This is a genomic window from Candidatus Babeliales bacterium, assembly GCA_016929235.1.
Taxonomy (GTDB): Bacteria; Babelota; Babeliae; order Babelales; family JABCYS01; genus JAFGJD01.
This window is the reverse complement of the sequence record JAFGJD010000004.1, coordinates 196,716-213,370: the sequence shown is the minus strand read 5'-3', so window position 1 is coordinate 213,370 and position 16,655 is coordinate 196,716. Positions and strand designations below refer to the sequence as shown.

18 protein-coding genes are annotated in these 16,655 nt (G+C 42.2%); 12 read left to right on the top strand and 6 right to left on the bottom strand.

The window, feature by feature from the left end; genetic code table 11:
- Positions 1 to 99: 99 nt before the first annotated feature.
- From JW872_01515 to JW872_01480, 8 genes are all read left to right on the top strand, one after another.
- Positions 100 to 1,656 carry a hypothetical protein gene (locus tag JW872_01515; protein MBN1549319.1) on the top strand — a complete coding sequence of 519 codons (1,557 nt, stop codon included), beginning with the start codon at positions 100 to 102 and terminating at the stop codon, positions 1,654 to 1,656.
- A gap of 16 nt (positions 1,657 to 1,672) precedes the next feature.
- On the top strand, positions 1,673 to 2,578 hold the full coding sequence (locus JW872_01510) for a hypothetical protein (protein ID MBN1549318.1): 906 nt from the start codon (positions 1,673 to 1,675) through the stop codon (positions 2,576 to 2,578).
- 19 nt (positions 2,579 to 2,597) lie between these two features.
- The gene (locus JW872_01505) at positions 2,598 to 2,834 is read left to right on the top strand and encodes a hypothetical protein (protein ID MBN1549317.1); all 237 of its coding nucleotides are present in this window, start codon (positions 2,598 to 2,600) and stop codon (positions 2,832 to 2,834) included.
- Positions 2,831 to 3,811 (top strand): hypothetical protein, encoded by a 981-nt coding sequence (locus JW872_01500; protein MBN1549316.1) that lies wholly within the window; start codon positions 2,831 to 2,833, stop codon positions 3,809 to 3,811. Before JW872_01505 ends, JW872_01500 begins: the two co-directional genes overlap by 4 nt.
- Positions 3,808 to 4,320, top strand: coding sequence for a hypothetical protein (locus tag JW872_01495; GenBank protein MBN1549315.1), 513 nt, complete (start codon positions 3,808 to 3,810; stop codon positions 4,318 to 4,320). Before JW872_01500 ends, JW872_01495 begins: the two co-directional genes overlap by 4 nt.
- A gap of 3 nt (positions 4,321 to 4,323) precedes the next feature.
- Entirely contained in the window at positions 4,324 to 5,259 is a 936-nt protein-coding gene (locus JW872_01490; protein MBN1549314.1) for a UDP-glucose 4-epimerase, read from the top strand.
- Positions 5,260 to 5,326: 67 nt separating this feature from the next.
- Positions 5,327 to 5,800 (top strand): hypothetical protein, encoded by a 474-nt coding sequence (locus JW872_01485; GenBank protein ID MBN1549313.1) that lies wholly within the window; start codon positions 5,327 to 5,329, stop codon positions 5,798 to 5,800.
- A 9-nt stretch (positions 5,801 to 5,809) separates the two neighbouring features.
- On the top strand, positions 5,810 to 6,349 hold the full coding sequence (locus tag JW872_01480; protein MBN1549312.1) for a hypothetical protein: 540 nt from the start codon (positions 5,810 to 5,812) through the stop codon (positions 6,347 to 6,349).
- A 4-nt stretch (positions 6,350 to 6,353) separates the two neighbouring features.
- On the opposite strand, the gene secA is transcribed toward JW872_01480, so the two are convergent.
- Positions 6,354 to 8,873: a preprotein translocase subunit SecA gene (gene secA / locus JW872_01475; GenBank protein MBN1549311.1), complete on the bottom strand. Its 2,520-nt coding sequence runs from the start codon at positions 8,871 to 8,873 to the stop codon at positions 6,354 to 6,356.
- Between the two features lie 118 nt (positions 8,874 to 8,991).
- Positions 8,992 to 9,699 carry a laccase domain-containing protein gene (locus JW872_01470; GenBank protein MBN1549310.1) on the bottom strand — a complete coding sequence of 236 codons (708 nt, stop codon included), beginning with the start codon at positions 9,697 to 9,699 and terminating at the stop codon, positions 8,992 to 8,994.
- Between the two features lie 296 nt (positions 9,700 to 9,995).
- Here JW872_01470 and JW872_01465 point away from each other — a divergent pair, with 296 nt between their 5' ends.
- On the top strand, positions 9,996 to 10,589 hold the full coding sequence (locus tag JW872_01465) for an AbrB/MazE/SpoVT family DNA-binding domain-containing protein (protein MBN1549309.1): 594 nt from the start codon (positions 9,996 to 9,998) through the stop codon (positions 10,587 to 10,589).
- A gap of 108 nt (positions 10,590 to 10,697) precedes the next feature.
- Here JW872_01465 and ftsZ read toward each other — a convergent pair whose 3' ends face one another.
- From ftsZ to rlmB, 4 genes are all read right to left on the bottom strand, one after another.
- On the bottom strand, positions 10,698 to 11,906 hold the full coding sequence (gene ftsZ, locus JW872_01460; protein MBN1549308.1) for a cell division protein FtsZ: 1,209 nt from the start codon (positions 11,904 to 11,906) through the stop codon (positions 10,698 to 10,700).
- A 9-nt stretch (positions 11,907 to 11,915) separates the two neighbouring features.
- The gene (gene ftsA / locus JW872_01455; GenBank protein MBN1549307.1) at positions 11,916 to 13,148 is read right to left on the bottom strand and encodes a cell division protein FtsA; all 1,233 of its coding nucleotides are present in this window, start codon (positions 13,146 to 13,148) and stop codon (positions 11,916 to 11,918) included.
- Positions 13,148 to 13,894: a hypothetical protein gene (locus JW872_01450; protein ID MBN1549306.1), complete on the bottom strand. Its 747-nt coding sequence runs from the start codon at positions 13,892 to 13,894 to the stop codon at positions 13,148 to 13,150. Before JW872_01450 ends, ftsA begins: the two co-directional genes overlap by 1 nt.
- A 145-nt stretch (positions 13,895 to 14,039) precedes the next feature.
- Entirely contained in the window at positions 14,040 to 14,771 is a 732-nt protein-coding gene (gene rlmB, locus JW872_01445) for a 23S rRNA (guanosine(2251)-2'-O)-methyltransferase RlmB (protein MBN1549305.1), read from the bottom strand.
- 96 nt (positions 14,772 to 14,867) lie between these two features.
- Between rlmB and JW872_01440 the strand changes: the two genes are divergently transcribed.
- From JW872_01440 to JW872_01430, 3 genes are all read left to right on the top strand, one after another.
- Entirely contained in the window at positions 14,868 to 15,461 is a 594-nt protein-coding gene (locus JW872_01440; protein ID MBN1549304.1) for an Hsp20/alpha crystallin family protein, read from the top strand.
- Positions 15,462 to 15,587: 126 nt separating this feature from the next.
- Positions 15,588 to 16,109 (top strand): hypothetical protein, encoded by a 522-nt coding sequence (locus JW872_01435; protein ID MBN1549303.1) that lies wholly within the window; start codon positions 15,588 to 15,590, stop codon positions 16,107 to 16,109.
- 119 nt (positions 16,110 to 16,228) lie between these two features.
- Positions 16,229 to 16,642 carry a hypothetical protein gene (locus JW872_01430; GenBank protein ID MBN1549302.1) on the top strand — a complete coding sequence of 138 codons (414 nt, stop codon included), beginning with the start codon at positions 16,229 to 16,231 and terminating at the stop codon, positions 16,640 to 16,642.
- The last annotated feature ends 13 nt before the right edge of the window (positions 16,643 to 16,655 follow it).

The following is a 16,655-nucleotide window of genomic DNA, read 5'->3' as shown; positions in this document are numbered from 1 at the left end:
CGCTTGTACATAGATTGACAGCTATAATAACCGCGTGGTATGTCTCTCATATCGATTCCCGAAAAAAAGGGCATTGACTACTCATAAGGAGAGTTTTATATGAAGAAGTTATTACTTTTGGCACTTGCTCTCATAGGTCCCTCAATCATATTATCCATAGATTCACATGCTGATGAAGCAACAAGCCATACTTTCTTTTCTATACGTCCGCAATATACAACAGGAAGCCCAGAACATCTTAATCAATATCGCGACCGCATGTTGGGGAAAAAGAATGGGATCTGGGGATGCTTCCAGACAACCGTTTTTGGTGGACAAACAACAGCCTCTGATCGTTTAGCGCGCTTTTTTTTACCATGGCATAAAAATTCAATTATTATTGCAGAAGGACCAAATCCCGATACTGCAGCGGCTGTTGGAGCATATTACGCAGGAGGCTCACAAAATTTTAAAGATGATAACTACGATATCCTTGCACACAATTTTAATATCATCTCCGAAGACTATAACTTTGCCAGTCGCATTACGTTTAGCCCAAAACAAAGTTTTATTGGAACGGCGCTCAACTACAAACAGTCGCTCTCGGATGATGAAGATAAAGGCTGGTGGATTGATACAACAGCTCCAATAATTCATGTTTCTAATGCCATGAACCTTCAAGAAACAATGTTAACCAATACAGTCAATGTCACGATTCGTTCAGGATATCCTGCAAGTGTAGCCGCAGCCATGAATCAATCTTCCTGGAACTACGGCAAGATCTATCCTGGATCTCTTGATAAAACAGGAATTTCTGATTTTGAAATTAGAGTTGGACAAGATTCTGTACGCGATCAAAAATGCTACCGCACTACATTTGCTGGTATTATTTTCCCAACAGGAAACAGACCACAAGCAACCTATGTTTTTGAGCCAATGATAGGAAACAACAAACACTGGGGTGTACTCTGGGGCGGTGCTGTAGGATTCAAAATATGGAACAATGATACTACATCTATCTGGTGGTGCACCGATCAACGCAGTCATTATTTATTCGAAAGCGACGAAATGCGCTCCTTTGACCTCAAAGATAAATCATGGAGCCGCTATATCAACGTCTTTACTGATTCTGCAGCAACCACAACATCACCGGGTATTAACTATCTTACCAAGAAAATGAAGATCAGACCTGGCGGATTTTTCCAAACCAATACCGCCTTTGTCGTTAACCATCGACGACTTCGTGCAGAAGTTGGATTCAACTCATACTACAGCCAAACAGAAGATGGTGAGCTTGCATGCAAATGGGAGGAAGGCCCTGCTATTGCAGGCGTCAATGCTGCAGCTGGAGGAACCGCCGCAGAAAGCATGAGTTACGCTGACATGCATATGTGGAATTACGGATTGATATTCAACGATGTAGATCTCAATGTCCTAGCCGTTGATACAGCTAACAATACCGATCGCTATAAACCAATAAAGGAATCCGATCTCGACCTAAGCTCTGCACTACATCCTTCTTCGATTAGTTTCATGCTATATGGTTCTATTGGAATCCACTGGGATGATCAAGCAGTTCCGCCATTCCTTGGGTTTGGTGGATTATACGAATTTGGCTCCTCAAATCCAATCGCAGACAGATGGGAAGTTTGGTTCAAAGCTGGATTCTCAATTTAAAAAAAGGAAAACAGTCATGAAGAAATATCTCCCACTTCTCTTATGCATGCCATTACTTCTACATGCATCATTAAGCCAGCAGGCCGATATAAAATTGCAAGAGATTAGAGCTGCAGTGCAAAATGCGCAAACATCACAGGAGATTGTTCAGGCATATACTAATGGCTGCAACAATTTTAACAGTCTTTTAGGTAGTAGATTCTTTATGAAACAAATCTACCTATTGGCCGTCTCCCTTGATGCTGCTAATACAAAAAATGCTAGCCAAATTTCTGATACTGAATATCAAACAATTCAAGCTAAGATTGAACAATCCCGCGATACGGGTGGAACAACTGAACAAAAGGCATTCATTGACACCACACTCGACCGGCTCATGGCGACTGTCCCGCGATCTGTACCAACTACAGATGTCGATGCTTCTCACTTACAACAAGATCTCGAAACCTGTAGTGCAAGTCTCATAGCCGACCAAGCAACCATGAGACAACTTGAATCTACTATTCAAACACAAGAAGGTATTATCGATAGCCTGCAACAACAAATTGCGGGGAAAACAACAACCTGCCCAGACCTTCAGACCCTCATTAAAGAATCACGTAAAAATACCATCTTGCGTAATAGTATCTGTACTACACTATCCAATATAGATGAAACAACTCCAAGTATTACTGACTCAACATATACAGAATGTTCTGATGTTATAGAAAAAGTAAGAAAGCCGCTGCGTGATGCATCGCAACTACTTACACAATTGGAACAAAAAACATACCTAACTGATTTGACTATTTTAAAAGACGAGAACAGCCACCTTTTTAGCAATCTTCAAGATGGGCTCCGTTTCTCTCCAGAGAAAAAATCGTGCGTAATTAATTTGAATCAACTGAAGGAAATAGTACAAGGAACACTTCCTCCATGTTAATCAAAAAAGGAATAATTGCGTGAATTATAAACGTTTCGGCCTGGCACTGATTATTAGCCTCATTTCGCTGACACCTTTTTTCATCTATAGGAAAACAATAACAGAAACAACAGCAAATAACTGTACTAGAGATACCATTGGATCGACACTCAAACAAAACCAAGAAGATATCGATACCATCATCCAAAAAGAAGTTCTTTTTAATCTTGTTCTTGTAGGCCTCCGACATGAACAAGAAGGAAGGGGAAACGGATGACCAACAGATTGCTAATTCTTTTGGTATCGATATGGGGGCTCAATGCCCAAGAACCCATTATGCCTCATGGAGAACCATATTTTGTTCCAGAAATATATCTCCAGGCATTTCCCCTCCCAGAATCACTAGTATATGACGAAGATAAAGTAACTCGTGCATTACCACAGATAGACCTAGATCATGGTTATCCATGGTTCTTAAATGGTCAATATGATGGTCTCTTCACACCATTTTATGATGACAATGGTACATATATACCTCTTCCAATTGTACGTCCCCACCCAACAGCAGTTAGTACTGCAGAAGATCTTTATTGGCATCTCATCACCACATCAACACCAAACAATGAACCTGATCTCAAAGAACTCCTTCTTGAAGAGGAATCAAAAGCTCAACCGTTCAACGAAAAAATAAAAAATCAGAAAGCACTGTTCATGGAACATGCCAACTTCGATATCAGCAAACAAGAATTGCAGAATATCATTGATGGCATTCCGCTCAAAGGAATAAAAGGAAAAATAACGAAGCATGAAATTGCCAACAGTCTCACCAGACAGTTCTTTGATACATCCAATATCACGCCATCTGATTTGCCCCAAAATTATCCCTGTTTTTCACAACTCGATGCCTTTGTACTGACAATAAATGTATTGTATAGCAATACCCCGGATACTCCTATCCAGCCAACTTCTTCTAGCGATTACATAGAGTATTGCACCTCTTTTATGGGAGGGCTTGGATCCCCGGATATTGAAACATTTGTATTAGATGTAACGAAAACACCGATTGGATTTACTGGAAAATTCGGCGCTCTTTATAGCGCATATAAAAGTCAAGCCTTTTCCTTCTTAAAAGAAAATAGCTGCGAACAATTAAAAGCTAACTTGTTTAATCGTGATATTCCTTCATTCATAGAAATTCGTCCATTCATGAACAAACGAACGGAAAGAAATCAATCCGAAAAGGATTCCGAATGAAACACTACAGTATCATTGTGATTATGATTTTTTATACCAATGTAGCGCTATGCCCCATCGTTGTACCAACACCCATGGATCGTGCATATGCGGCATTAAACTCTGCAAAAAGTTCTGGGACATTGAGCGCATTTTTTTCTGCAATAGATACCATTGAATATGAACTCGGCAACTCTGTTGGCAATAGAAACTTAACTCTCCTTGCTCTCGATGCCGCAGCACAACAAAGTTCTTTAAATAAAAATGAAAAAGCACAAATCAAAAATAAAGTCCAAGATACAATGGTTATAGGACAATCGGAGACACAACGCCAATTAACTATTGAAGTTATCGAAGGAATTCAAGGGCCAATCGCAGAAGAGCGCAACGCACTTATACTCGAACTAGAAACAAAAAAACTCCAAATAGATCAACTTAATCAACAAACACAACAGCTCGTACAAGCGCGCCTGTATGATGAACAAGGCATCAAACTTCTAGAAGACTGCACAAATCAACAGGGACAATAACCTATGAACTCTATCCTGATCACTGGAGGATTGGGATACTGTGGTTCTCATATTGCTTACGCCGTAGCTAGACATGGCTACCAAGTAGTGCTTCTAGATACAAAAGAGACTCTCGCTTACCCATGGGCGACCATAGTGCAAGATGACTTCTGTGATAAGCAAGTACTCCATGATCTTTTTACTCATTATCGTATCACCGCAGTTATACACTGTGCAGAAACACATACAGCCTTTCCCTACACCACCAACGTCGCCTCAACACTACGACTCATCGAATCCATGATTGAACATAACGTGACACAGCTCCTCTTCAAATCACATAGTTCTGTCCTTGAAGAACAGCCTTTTTCACTATGTACACAACATCATTACCCTAGCAACGCATACCGCATTAGCAAAGACGTTGTAGAACAAATGCTCTTAGAACTAACTTCTTCACATAACATTTCAACCATTATTTTACGACATGATATTGCATCTGGTGCATTACCTGAGGCTACATTAGCACCACAATCGTCCTCTATCGGCAACCCCATTCCAGAGCTCATCCATGCAGCACACACACAACAGCTGATATCCCTAAACAATACTCATGTATTTCACGACTATATTCATATACAAGATCTTGCTGACGCATATGTAAAGGCACTCTTTCACTTAGAACAAACCAACTATTCAGACATATTTAATGTGGGTATTGGGAAAAATACTTCATTACAAGATATTGTTGCCTGTATAGAACAAATTACGAAAAGACCAGTTTCCTATATAACCACAGCACAACAATGCATGCCTGGCAGACCAATTGATGCATCACGGACATATGACATTCTCGCATGGAAACCACGCTACTCAGATATACCATTTATCATCCGTTCTTCTATTGCATATTACCAGCGATATGGATACCACACGATACAATCGAACGTAATACTTTAATACACAACTCTTGTAAAAAAATAATCGATTTTTCTATGCTGCCGTATAACAACTTTAAGGAAAATAAATGACATATAGATATCTACTAGCCCTAATTGCATTAGGCTGTTCTTCAGAAGGTGTGCATGTTACTATCGTAAATGATTTTGGCGCACAAGTGTTAATATCTACTCTCGGCGGAAAAAATGCTAGCAATGCAACCATAGCCCTGGAAGCCGAATCATCCCACAAGGTTGGGGACATGCAACCTAGCCAAACCATAGTTATATACATTCATCAAGGTTTAGCGGTAAAAAAAGCTTATCTCCTTTCTCTCTCATCTGTGGAGTCACCCAATCCACAAGAATCCACCCTAAACAAACCGCAGATTATTTTAAATGTTAACTCTATTGTTACCGCCGCAGATACAGATGGATTGATCGTCATACAAGACACATCTTTCACATTCACATTTGCCATAGCAAATATTCCCGTGCCAAAAGAGTCTAAAGAAGCTCAAGTGTCACAAAAAACTCGGTATGATATGTTGTTCACTATGTAAGGAGAAAGAATGAAAAGAACGACGCTTATAGTGTTATCACTGCAAATACTAGGAGCATCTGCTGCAGTAAATTTTACCCTCGTTAATGATCAAAACAATGTAATTGTTGTCCCCGGTCCAGCTAGTAACCTTGTTAATCCAAACAGCGGAAAAGAGTGGACCAAAATATTTGTTCCAGAACCAGGAAGCAAGCGTAGACAAATGGGAACCGACTTTACACAGCTCAGTGGCGATTTTAGAATAGCACCCGGGGCTCAGAAGCTCTTGCCTAATACTGCTGCCTTCTTTATATACGTTGAAGATAAAAAATCCCCACTCTTCTTTAACCTCGCCTATCGCGTAGACTGGCTCTCAAACCATGATGGCAACACACAATTAAACCTATCTACACTAAGCTACCACGCATCACTTCCTGCCTCATCCACCAAATTTGAAGATAAAACATCAGAAGTCTTCAAGTTTCATGTTAGAGACAACAACAATAATCAGGTTGCTATCATAGGAACAAAATATTTTGGGGACACACCTGCTATGGAAATCGTAAAGTAGGCGCTTACTTCATACAACATTTTTTGTATTTTTTTCCAGAGCCGCAAGGACACGGGTCGTTGCGGCCGATCTTGTCTTCGCCACGCGCATAGGTTTTCGAGCTTTCATCTCCAGTAGTAGAATCACCTGAACTAATGAAGTTCAATGCCTCGAGCTCACGCTCACGTTTCTGCTCAATATCATGACTATTAAAGCGTTCAAGATTGAGGTGGAAGATATGATGCACCACATCAAATCTGATCTGCTCCATAATCTCCTTAAACATATCAAACGCTTCAAGCTTATACTCAATAAGCGGATTCTTTTGCCCAACCCCACGTAACCCGATGCCATCACGAAGCGAATCGAGGTTCAACATATGCTGTTTCCAGGCATGATCAAGCGTCTCAAGCATGAGCCACTTTTCTGCTTCCTTAAGGGCAGGGGCATCTGACTGAGTACGATACATCTGATATTTGTTCACAAGAAATTCCACCAAACCTGTTTTGAGTGTATCGGTATTGGCAGTATTTAAACCAGCGTTACGAAACTCTTCAACGGGAAGCCCCGTTAGCTTACTCATCACATCAAAAGCTTCTGTCACTTGCTCTGGCTGCAATGAACGCTTTGGAGCAATACGAAGTAATATATCTTGGACTGTACCAATGATCATATCGCGAACAAGGTCAAAGATATGTTCTTCGCCATCCAAAATATCTCGACGAAATTGGTACACAACCTTACGTTGTTGATTGAGTACGTCATCATACTCAAGCGTATTTTTACGTTTATCAAAGTTATCTTTTTCTACCTTCTCCTGAGCATTCTCTATCATCTTTGAGATCATGCGAGATTCGATTACCTCATCCTCAGTCATGCCAGCCATAGTCATACGTCGTTGCATTAGATCTCCGCCAAACCGGCGGATAAGATCATCTTCTAACGAAATATAGAAACGAGACTCACCCGGATCACCTTGTCTGCCAGAACGCCCCCTAAGCTGGTTATCGATACGCCTACTTTCATGGCGTTCAGTGCCAAGAATATACAATCCACCTGCCGCTTTTGATGTTGGGGTTAATTTAATGTCAGTACCACGACCAGCCATGTTTGTAGCAATCGTAACGCGTCCCGGTTCACCCGCACATTCAATTATTTCTGCTTCACGTGCATGCTGCTTGGCATTCAATACTTCATGCGGAAGGCCACTCATCGACAATACCTGACTAATAAATTCAGAGGTCTCAATAGCAACAGTACCTATCAACACCGGTTGACCCTTGGCATGACGCTCTTGAATATCCTGAACAATTGCCTTGTACTTGGCATTTTTTGTTAAGAAAATAAGATCATCTTTATCATCACGGATCATCAATTCATGTGTAGGGACAGAAACCACATCCAGCTTGTAGATATTATGGAATTCTTCGGCTTCCGTTGCAGCGGTACCAGTCATACCAGATAATTTTTTATACATACGGAAAAAGTTTTGCAAAGTAATCGATGCGAGCGTTTGGCTTTCACGCTCAATCTTTACGCCTTCTTTTGCTTCTAACGCTTGATGCAACCCGTCACTGTATCGACGACCTGGTAAAATCCTTCCCGTAAACTCATCGACAATAAGCACTTGATTGTCACGAACTACATAGTCAACATCCAACTTAAAGATCGCATGAGCCCTAAGAGCTTGCTGAATGTGATGTAGAATATTGAGATGCTCAACCGCATAAAGATTTTTGATGCTGAACGCAGATTCTATCTTGTCAACACCAGCTTCTGTCAGCTGGACATTGCGATCTTTGATATCGATTTCATAGTCATCCTTTTCACGCAAACGACGCACGACTTTATCAGCAAGAAGATAAAGCTTGCTACCCTCATCTGTTGGACCAGAAATAATAAGTGGAGTTCGTGCTTCATCAATCAAGATCGAGTCAACTTCGTCAATAATGACATAGTTCAAATCACGCTGCACATAATCCGTCAAACGAAACTTCATATTATCGCGCAGGTAGTCAAATCCAAATTCACTATTCGTACCATAGACAACATCACAGTTGTATGCCGTCTTACGTTCTACATCCGTCAGGCCATGTTGAATAATCCCAACCGTCAATCCTAAAAATGTATATATTTGACCCTCGCGCCGAGCGTCACGACGTGCCAGGTAATCGTTCACAGTCACTAGGTGTGCACCCTTTCCAGACAGCGCATTAAGGTATAATGGTAAAGTCGCAGTAAGCGTCTTACCTTCACCGGTTTTCATTTCTGCAATTTTACCTTGATGCAGAACAATACCACCCATAAGCTGCTCATCAAAATGACGTAGTCCCAACACGCGCTTGGAGGCTTCACGAACAACAGCGTAGGCTTCAGGAAGCAGATCATCAAGAGTTGCGCCCCCCTTAAGTCGCTCACGAAATTCGACAGTTTTTATTTTGAGTTGATCATCACTGAGACCATTAATTTCAGGTTCCAATGCATTGATTGTATCAATAGTTGGTTGGAGTTTTTTTAATTGACGGGCGTTGGCAGTACCAATCATCACAGTCAAAAACTTCTGAATAATACTCACTATGATCCTTACGATCGGGGAATACCCCCAAGGCTAGAAACTAATATTCGTTGGTTCCAGGGTATCAAAAAAGCAACCTATCAACAATTTACCTCGATAACATCACAAGAGAAAATTGCCGATCAAGTGTTCCCGACTGTCTTCTCACGGAGCAATAAGCCTTATTGCAGATCGTGCAGCAATGGTCCTCCATCTGAATTTTTCCCTGAAGAACGCCACATTCTGATAGGTATCTATGATGAAATCCAGGCAAATCAAAAATCCTTCCCGAGATAACCTGATGTCCCCAGGAGTAGCGCCGAACATGTACAAGAACCTCATCACCAACTTCATAGCAGCATGGTCCAGCCGAGGGACCAATGCGAACCTCAAGGTCTGCTGGGTGCGTACCATACTCTCGCTTCATATGATCAATAACAATGCCCCCAATGCCAGCAACCGTTCCACGCCAACCACCATGTGCAGCGGCAACCACTCTATTTCTGGAATCATAGAATAAAAGTGGAACACAATCGGCAGTAATTACACCTAGAGCAACACGTGGAACATGTGTCATTGCATAATCTGCATGCGTTGAAAAAACTGTAAATCTCTTCGCCTCATCACGTGATCCTATTGCCACACCATTGGTCCCATGGACTTGTTTTAAAAAAATGAGAGCGTCACATTCATGTATCTGTTGAAAGGGCTCACACTTTAAGAGTGATGCGCCAGTCTCGCCAGAAAAATCTTGTGTTCTGAATGCGTAACGTGCATCGCTAAATATATAGGAGTAACGGAACTGGTCGGGATACATACCACCTCTTCGGGCATAGCCCTCTCTGGGCATTACCTTAGGAATGCATTGAAGAGAGGTACATGTCAATATGTGAACCCACTCATCCCCTAAGTCCTTCGCAACCAGAGATGATACATACTATAAAAAAGACGCCTGCACCCCCTCATTCCAGCCATGCCCAAATCTTTTTTCTAACAATATTTGACAATGTAGATACATTATACAATACTATGTATCATTCCTAGTAAATACTGCGTACTATTCATGATTACTAGGCCGCACATTAATAACACCTCACTATCAGGAGAAATACTATGCTTAAAAAACTTGTTAAATATGGAAACAGCAATGCTCTAGTGCTCGATCGCAGCATCTTAGCCCTTCTGAATATCAACGAAGATTCTGTGGTCAAACTAAGAATAGAGGGCGACACCCTTATAGTTAGAGCCGAAGAAGCAGCAAAAGCTACCGATTCTATGATGTTAGACATTGAAAATATACATACAAGGTCAGCATCATATAACACTCCAAGAAATCCTGTCTTCGACATGATAGAAGCTAATCTCCGCACATCCTACAAAGGTTTGGAAAGCGATCCTCATTACATGAAAGCACTTGAAGAGTGGCTACCGGGAACTGAAAATGCAAAGAAATTGCAAGAAGCCTACGGGAAAATAATGAAGAAATATATGGGCGAAATCCAGCTGCTTAATAGTGAGGAATTCAAGCGAGAGCTTGATCTGCTTTCTAAAAAGTATGACGGTGATTCTTCCTCAAAAGACTGGCTCAAAGAATTTTTGACCCTTCGTCTCAAGTATGCCCCAAAGCTTGCTCAGATGGATAAGGAAATGCAAGACGTAAATGCATCACTTGGAGTTCCATCTGGTAGTATCACAACCAAAAAATAACAATACCATACTCCTCCCGTGTCTGAACGGGAGGAGTATTACGTAACGGTTCTACAAAACAAAGCGGGTGTACGAAACCGTGCCACCCGCCCGCATCGTTCTTCGTTATTATTCACTATCAACTGTTTTTTGATTCATTTCCTTACGCAAAAACGTTGGAACATCAAGATCATCAATATCAAGCATTCCTGCTTCTGGAAGATCTTCCACCGGAGCAGCAATCTGCTCTTTTGGTGCAATCTCTTGCGGTGCGGCAACAATTTCATGTTCTGGCTCATCAAGAAGCTCTGCTGCACTTAATACCGCTTGCTTAATATCGACTTCCTTCTTTGCTAGTTGTGGTTTTTGTTTCTTCTCAGTATTAAACCCTGTTGCGATAATGGTCACCACAATCTCATCATGCAAGTCATGGTTAATCACTGATCCAAGAATGATATTTGCATCTTCATCTGCTTGTTCATAGACAACAGATGCAGCTTCACTAATTTCATGAAGCCCAAGATCCACACCACCCGAGATATTCAGCAAAACACCGCGTGCGCCAGCAATAGACATATTCTCCAACAATGGTGAGCTGATTGCTTCTTCTGCAGCACGACGTGCGCGGCTTTCGCCCGTTCCACGAGCGGTGCCCATAACAGCAAGCCCCATGCCTTGCATGATCTCACGCATATCTGCAAAATCAACATTAATATGTCCCGGCTTAGAAATAATGTCTGAAATAGCTCTAACCGATTGATTCAAAATATTATTGATCATAGAAAACGCATCAATCATCGAAACGTTTTGGTCAACAACGCCCAAAAGCTTCTGATTTGGGATCACAATCAATGTATCTACATCAGACTTCAAAGCCTCTATCGCTTCATCTGCAATACGAGCTCTCCGTTTCCCTTCAAACACAAACGGTTTCGTTACGATGGCAACGGTAAGAATGCCGTTTTGTTTGAGTGCACGCGCAATAACAGGCAAACCACCTGATCCGGTACCACCGCCCATACCAGCAGACAAGAATACAATGTCAGCATCACCTACAGCTTCTAACACCTTATCAAGATCTTCTTCTGCCGCTCGTCTACCGAGTTCTGGATTTGCCCCTGACCCTAACCCCTTGGTAGATTTCACACCGAGTTGAATACAATGCGAAGCTTTCGACATCCGTAATGCTTGTGCATCAGTATTGGTTGCAATGAATTCAATGCCCTCAAAACCAGCTTCTATCATGCTGTTAAGCGTATTGCCGCCTGCACCACCAACACCAACTACTTTTACCACTGCAACCGATAAATTCTCTTTCTCCCTTTCAAATTCGATCATCACTACTCCTTAAAAAAAATCTGATACCCAAGATTTCATTCGATCCAAAATTCTACCTACAACATAGCCTTCTCGTGTGAACGCGCGTCCCCCTTCTTTTTTGACCACATGTACCAATAATCCGTATGCCGTCGCGTAAACCGGAGACTGCAATACATCCGGCAAGGCATAACTTGATGACGGCACACCAATACGAACCGGAACTTCAAACAGCTCCTCTGCAAGCTCTTTCATGCCGCGCAAAAGCGATCCGCCACCAGTTAAAACAAGCCCAGATCGCATAAATGCTTGTAAATGATATTTGATCACTTCTTCATGTACCAATGACAATAACTCATAAGAACGCGGCTGAATGATTGACACTAAGTCCTTCAGGAAAATAATTTTCTTTTCATTTCCCTGTACCATTTCTACTTCGAGTACATCGTCATCTTCTAAAAGTTCAAGCAAGGCCAGACCATGCTCTCGTTTCACCCGCTCGGCATCTCTGAGTGTAGTATGTAATCCAATAGCCAGATCATTTGTGAAGTGATTCCCTGCAATCGGAAGGACCATGGTATGTCGAATACTTCCATTTTGATATAAGGCGAGATCAGACGTCCCGCCCCCAATATCAAGAACGGCAACACCCAACTCCCGTTCATCGTTTGTTAATACTGCCTCAGCAGATGCAAGCTGCTCCAAAACAATATCTCCAGCTCTTACGCCTGCCATTTCACAACATTTGATAAGATTTTGTACCGACGCCACCGAACCAGTAATAATATGAACTTGTGCTTCAAGGCGAATACCGTACATTCCAAGAGGATCCTGAACCTTTTCTTGACCGTCCACAACAAAATATTGCGGTAAGACATGAAGAATTTGTTGCCCCTCAGGAACAGGTACCGCCTGCGCTGAGGCAATAACATTTTGTATATCTTCATGCCGCACTTCGCCACGTTTTATAGGCACAACGCCATGTGAATTAAGTGACTTAATATGAGCACCAGAAACACCAATATGAGCAACGTCGATAGTCATACCGGCCATCAACTCAGCTTCCTGAACAGCTCGTTTAATTGATCCCACCGTTTTAGCAATATCAACTACAACACCCTTGCTCAATCCCTCAGAAGGGGTCTTTCCAAAGCCCAAAACGTCAAATGTATTATCACCCAGATGTTGTGCAATCAACACGCATATTTTCGTTGTTCCAATATCAATTGCAGTCCATACCGTATCCTGAGCTATTCGTGCCATTACCTGATCCCCTTCCTGATTATCATGTCACTACATGGTTCCTGTTGTAACAGATCTTTTTTTTCATAAAACGCAATAATTTGATTATCAAAGCGAACATCAGCACAAACGCATTGTTGTAACTTTGGTTTGAGCTGTGTGTAGATTGAGCGACATGTAGCAATACCTTCTCGATTTGGTACCGTCTCCTGGCCACACAAAATTGCAAAATCACGAGCATCCCTGTTATATGCAATAATAGATGTTGGGCTTAGCCACGTTACATCAAACTGATGTAGCATATCGCTTCCGTTATTAACGATAAATGACTCCATATCCCTGGGAAGTGTCGTGCGCCGAAACTCATCATGCGCAACGGTCATTTTTGGCAGCTGTTCCAGTGTTGTTTGCGCATAGACACTACACGGCAATAATACCGGACCCTGTGCAAGAACATATGTGTTGTTAACAAATAATCTCGGCTGCGCAGACGTTACATGAACAGTAAATGCTTTTGATGATGCTCGTCTCGCTGATATATCTGCCAACGAAGCAAATACATCCTTAACGGCTTGCAATCCCACAAGCCCTTTCGATCGAATATGATCCGCACAATAGATAATAAGTTTGTCCTGTTCAGAACGTGAAAGAAATTCATCAAAAGAAAAGAGCACCACAGCCGGAACCGGTGTGGACTTACGTGCAAAGCTCCACATCACGGCGAGCACTACCATGCCCAAGATGACGGCACTTCGTACGGCCTTCATTACCACTCTCCTCTTTCCACCATTGCATATCCCTTTTATGCAAATGATCTCCTATCTTCATAACGTTTCTGCGTTATGATAGTCAATATTTTGATAGCGAGCCTCATAATAAAGAAGGCATATAGCATATCGCAATTCAGCTTTGCTATATGCGATGACGAATAAGAAAGAGAAGGATCCCTGCAGCGACTGATGCGTTGTATGACACATCGTCTGCGACCTGAGGCAACTGAATGCGCTCGCCTTCATGTAAGATGGCGGTCGTTATTCCTTGTCCCTCACTTCCAATGACAACACACAAAGGTTTTGCATAAGAAACTTCAAGAGCATTGTGAGCTTTATCCGTCGTCGCCAAGTACAATGAATAACCAGATTCTTTTAAAAGATGCACAGCCGCCTGCGCTGATGGCACCATCATAATCTCAAGACGCTCAGCAAGCCCTGCTGATGATTTAAGGGCCACCGCATTGAGTGGCGCGGATTGTTTTTGTGTTACCATGGCACCATCAACTCCAATGCAATACGCAGAACGAAGAATCGCTCCAAGATTCCGTGGATCTTGAATGCCATCAAGCATGATTAAAAAGGGATGCTTTTGTGTATCAAATGGTTTTTTCCTAAATGGATATGGAGCAGCATATGCAACTACACCTTGATGATCTGTTGTTTGTGCCATCGAGGCTAAGGTTGCTCGGGGGACATATTGGATAGGAACCCGTTGATTTTGAATAAGTTTTTTTATCTGAGCAAAGCCCTTTGGCTCAGGTTTCGTCGTGTAGAGTCTGACCAGTTTGCGCCGCCTGGCAAGAAGCACCTCATGAACAGGATGGAGCCCATATAGTAACTCAGTTTGTAGCTCTACTCGCTTTTTGGTCATATCTATCCTATTTAAATCAAGGGGTATTTTTGCTATAGTGTTTCTGCTTGGTAAGCGTAGCGTTAACGCAAAATTACGTAAATAGAGGAGGCTTTTATGAATCTACGACACGCTTTTGTAGCAACGTTACTTATCGTTCAGTTAGGAGTGCTTAATGCAAAAAATGCTACCATACACGACGCACTTTTAGAGGAGTTCGATAGAGTTCATCACGAATTCGAAGAGCTCAATAAGCGCTTCGATGTTTTTTTCGATAATCGTTGGGATAGTTTTTTTGATGCATTCTCAGATCATGAATCACAAGCAACAATGAAACTGGAAACAAAGGATGGAAGCCTAATAGCTTCCCTTGTCCTTCCTAACTTTGATCCTGATCATTTTAAACTCAGTATCGAGCGCAACATGTTAAAATTGTCAGCCCGTAGTTCAGCGCGTGATGACCATGCAGAAACTGCGCGCGCGTACGAGTTTATTCGCTCACTTCCACATGAAGTTGATGCCGCCAGAACAATTGCTTCGTATAAGGATGGTATCCTTATCATCACAATGCCACTGGTCAAACAAGGCCCAACTACCATCGCAATCGCTACAGAGGAATCAAAGACAGCAGTAGATGAAGCAACTAAGGCAGTAACGCAAGAGTATGAAAAGGAACTCATACAAGGCGACAAAACAGAATTGCCACTGTAAAATAGCTTAACGCGATTATCAAAAAAGGTCCGATATATTCGGGCCTTTTTTCTTGCACAACAAAAACAACCTGATACATTAAATACTAAATTTTCTGTACCACTTTCATTTTTTAGGAGCATCCTTATGAATCGTTATAAAGTTGCTTTAGCAGGCTTGCTCATTGCACTACCAAGTTCGCAGCCCTTGCATGCTGCTGTACCCCCCACAGCTGGCGAAGTTCTTCGGTCTCTTGCCATCATGATAGGCTGCGGTTATATGGTTGGAGTGTTTGTAGGCCACTCGATACCATCGACCAATAGGGTTCTTCAGGACACAGGGCTTTTCAAACATAAAGCAATCAAAAGCAATGTTAAGGAAGCTGGCATACTCATCACTGCATTTCTTGCGCGTCTACCTATGCATAACTTCCTCGCGGATAGACTGGCTAGATTGTATATGAACGCACGTAGAACTGGTAATGACCTTAATCTGGTCAAAGAATCTTGGTGGGGAAAATTCGCTTGGGCAAATGCCTTTGACGTGAGAGCACTCGCAGAAGACGGGCTTATTAGAGCTGGTGGAGATTCCGAATCTCAGACCCGGAGGAATAGGCCCTTGGCTAAACAAGCACAAGAAGCACTCACAGCCCTTCGAGCAGAGCACTAACATATCCATTTTACCGATAGGGCCGGCAATACCGGCCCTATTTTTTGACGAACGCTTCCAGAGCACCTATTCTGAAATTTCGTCAATGTGCATGTATCAACATCATGGAGGTCGTTATTATGAAATCTACTTTATATTCCAGCCTTGCACTGACTCTTCTGGCGTCATCCTTATCTTACGGAATTCATTCACCCCGCGCAGAAAAAATCGTTGTGGTCCACAGACCAACAGAGGACGAAGAATGTATGCGCGACCGGGCTATGCTATTTGGAGCAGCGCATCTGAGTGGATATGGCATGGGAACCTTATTTAAAGCGATGTTTGCTTCAGTCACATTTCTTGGAGCAACGCTCACATTAACTGGTAGCCGGCTTAACAGTCTAGGCGATATTCCGACAAATATGTTCTTGATAACACTGGGATGTGGCGTAGCAACCTATGCACTTCACAAACTTACGAATATGTTTTTGCGTCGCAGTAGGAAAAATTTCGCCATTGCCTTTGAACCAGAAGCGCAATACGTCCAACAATAACACACTAAAAAAG

What these genes read in the sequence shown, in the direction of transcription:
- JW872_01515 (MBN1549319.1), top strand. Translation starts at nt 100, where the DNA reads ATGAAGAAGTTATTACTTTTGGCACTTGCTCTCATAGGTCCCTCAATC.
- JW872_01510 (MBN1549318.1), top strand. Translation starts at nt 1,673, where the DNA reads ATGAAGAAATATCTCCCACTTCTCTTATGCATGCCATTACTTCTACAT.
- JW872_01500 (MBN1549316.1), top strand. Translation starts at nt 2,831, where the DNA reads ATGACCAACAGATTGCTAATTCTTTTGGTATCGATATGGGGGCTCAAT.
- JW872_01495 (MBN1549315.1), top strand. Translation starts at nt 3,808, where the DNA reads ATGAAACACTACAGTATCATTGTGATTATGATTTTTTATACCAATGTA.
- JW872_01490 (MBN1549314.1), top strand. Translation starts at nt 4,324, where the DNA reads ATGAACTCTATCCTGATCACTGGAGGATTGGGATACTGTGGTTCTCAT.
- JW872_01485 (MBN1549313.1), top strand. Translation starts at nt 5,327, where the DNA reads ATGACATATAGATATCTACTAGCCCTAATTGCATTAGGCTGTTCTTCA.
- JW872_01480 (MBN1549312.1), top strand. Translation starts at nt 5,810, where the DNA reads ATGAAAAGAACGACGCTTATAGTGTTATCACTGCAAATACTAGGAGCA.
- secA (MBN1549311.1), bottom strand. Translation starts at nt 8,873, where the DNA reads ATGATTGGTACTGCCAACGCCCGTCAATTAAAAAAACTCCAACCAACT.
- JW872_01470 (MBN1549310.1), bottom strand. Translation starts at nt 9,699, where the DNA reads ATGTATCCCGACCAGTTCCGTTACTCCTATATATTTAGCGATGCACGT.
- JW872_01465 (MBN1549309.1), top strand. Translation starts at nt 9,996, where the DNA reads ATGCTTAAAAAACTTGTTAAATATGGAAACAGCAATGCTCTAGTGCTC.
- ftsZ (MBN1549308.1), bottom strand. Translation starts at nt 11,906, where the DNA reads ATGATCGAATTTGAAAGGGAGAAAGAGAATTTATCGGTTGCAGTGGTA.
- ftsA (MBN1549307.1), bottom strand. Translation starts at nt 13,148, where the DNA reads ATGGCACGAATAGCTCAGGATACGGTATGGACTGCAATTGATATTGGA.
- JW872_01450 (MBN1549306.1), bottom strand. Translation starts at nt 13,894, where the DNA reads ATGAAGGCCGTACGAAGTGCCGTCATCTTGGGCATGGTAGTGCTCGCC.
- rlmB (MBN1549305.1), bottom strand. Translation starts at nt 14,771, where the DNA reads ATGACCAAAAAGCGAGTAGAGCTACAAACTGAGTTACTATATGGGCTC.
- JW872_01440 (MBN1549304.1), top strand. Translation starts at nt 14,868, where the DNA reads ATGAATCTACGACACGCTTTTGTAGCAACGTTACTTATCGTTCAGTTA.
- JW872_01435 (MBN1549303.1), top strand. Translation starts at nt 15,588, where the DNA reads ATGAATCGTTATAAAGTTGCTTTAGCAGGCTTGCTCATTGCACTACCA.
- JW872_01430 (MBN1549302.1), top strand. Translation starts at nt 16,229, where the DNA reads ATGAAATCTACTTTATATTCCAGCCTTGCACTGACTCTTCTGGCGTCA.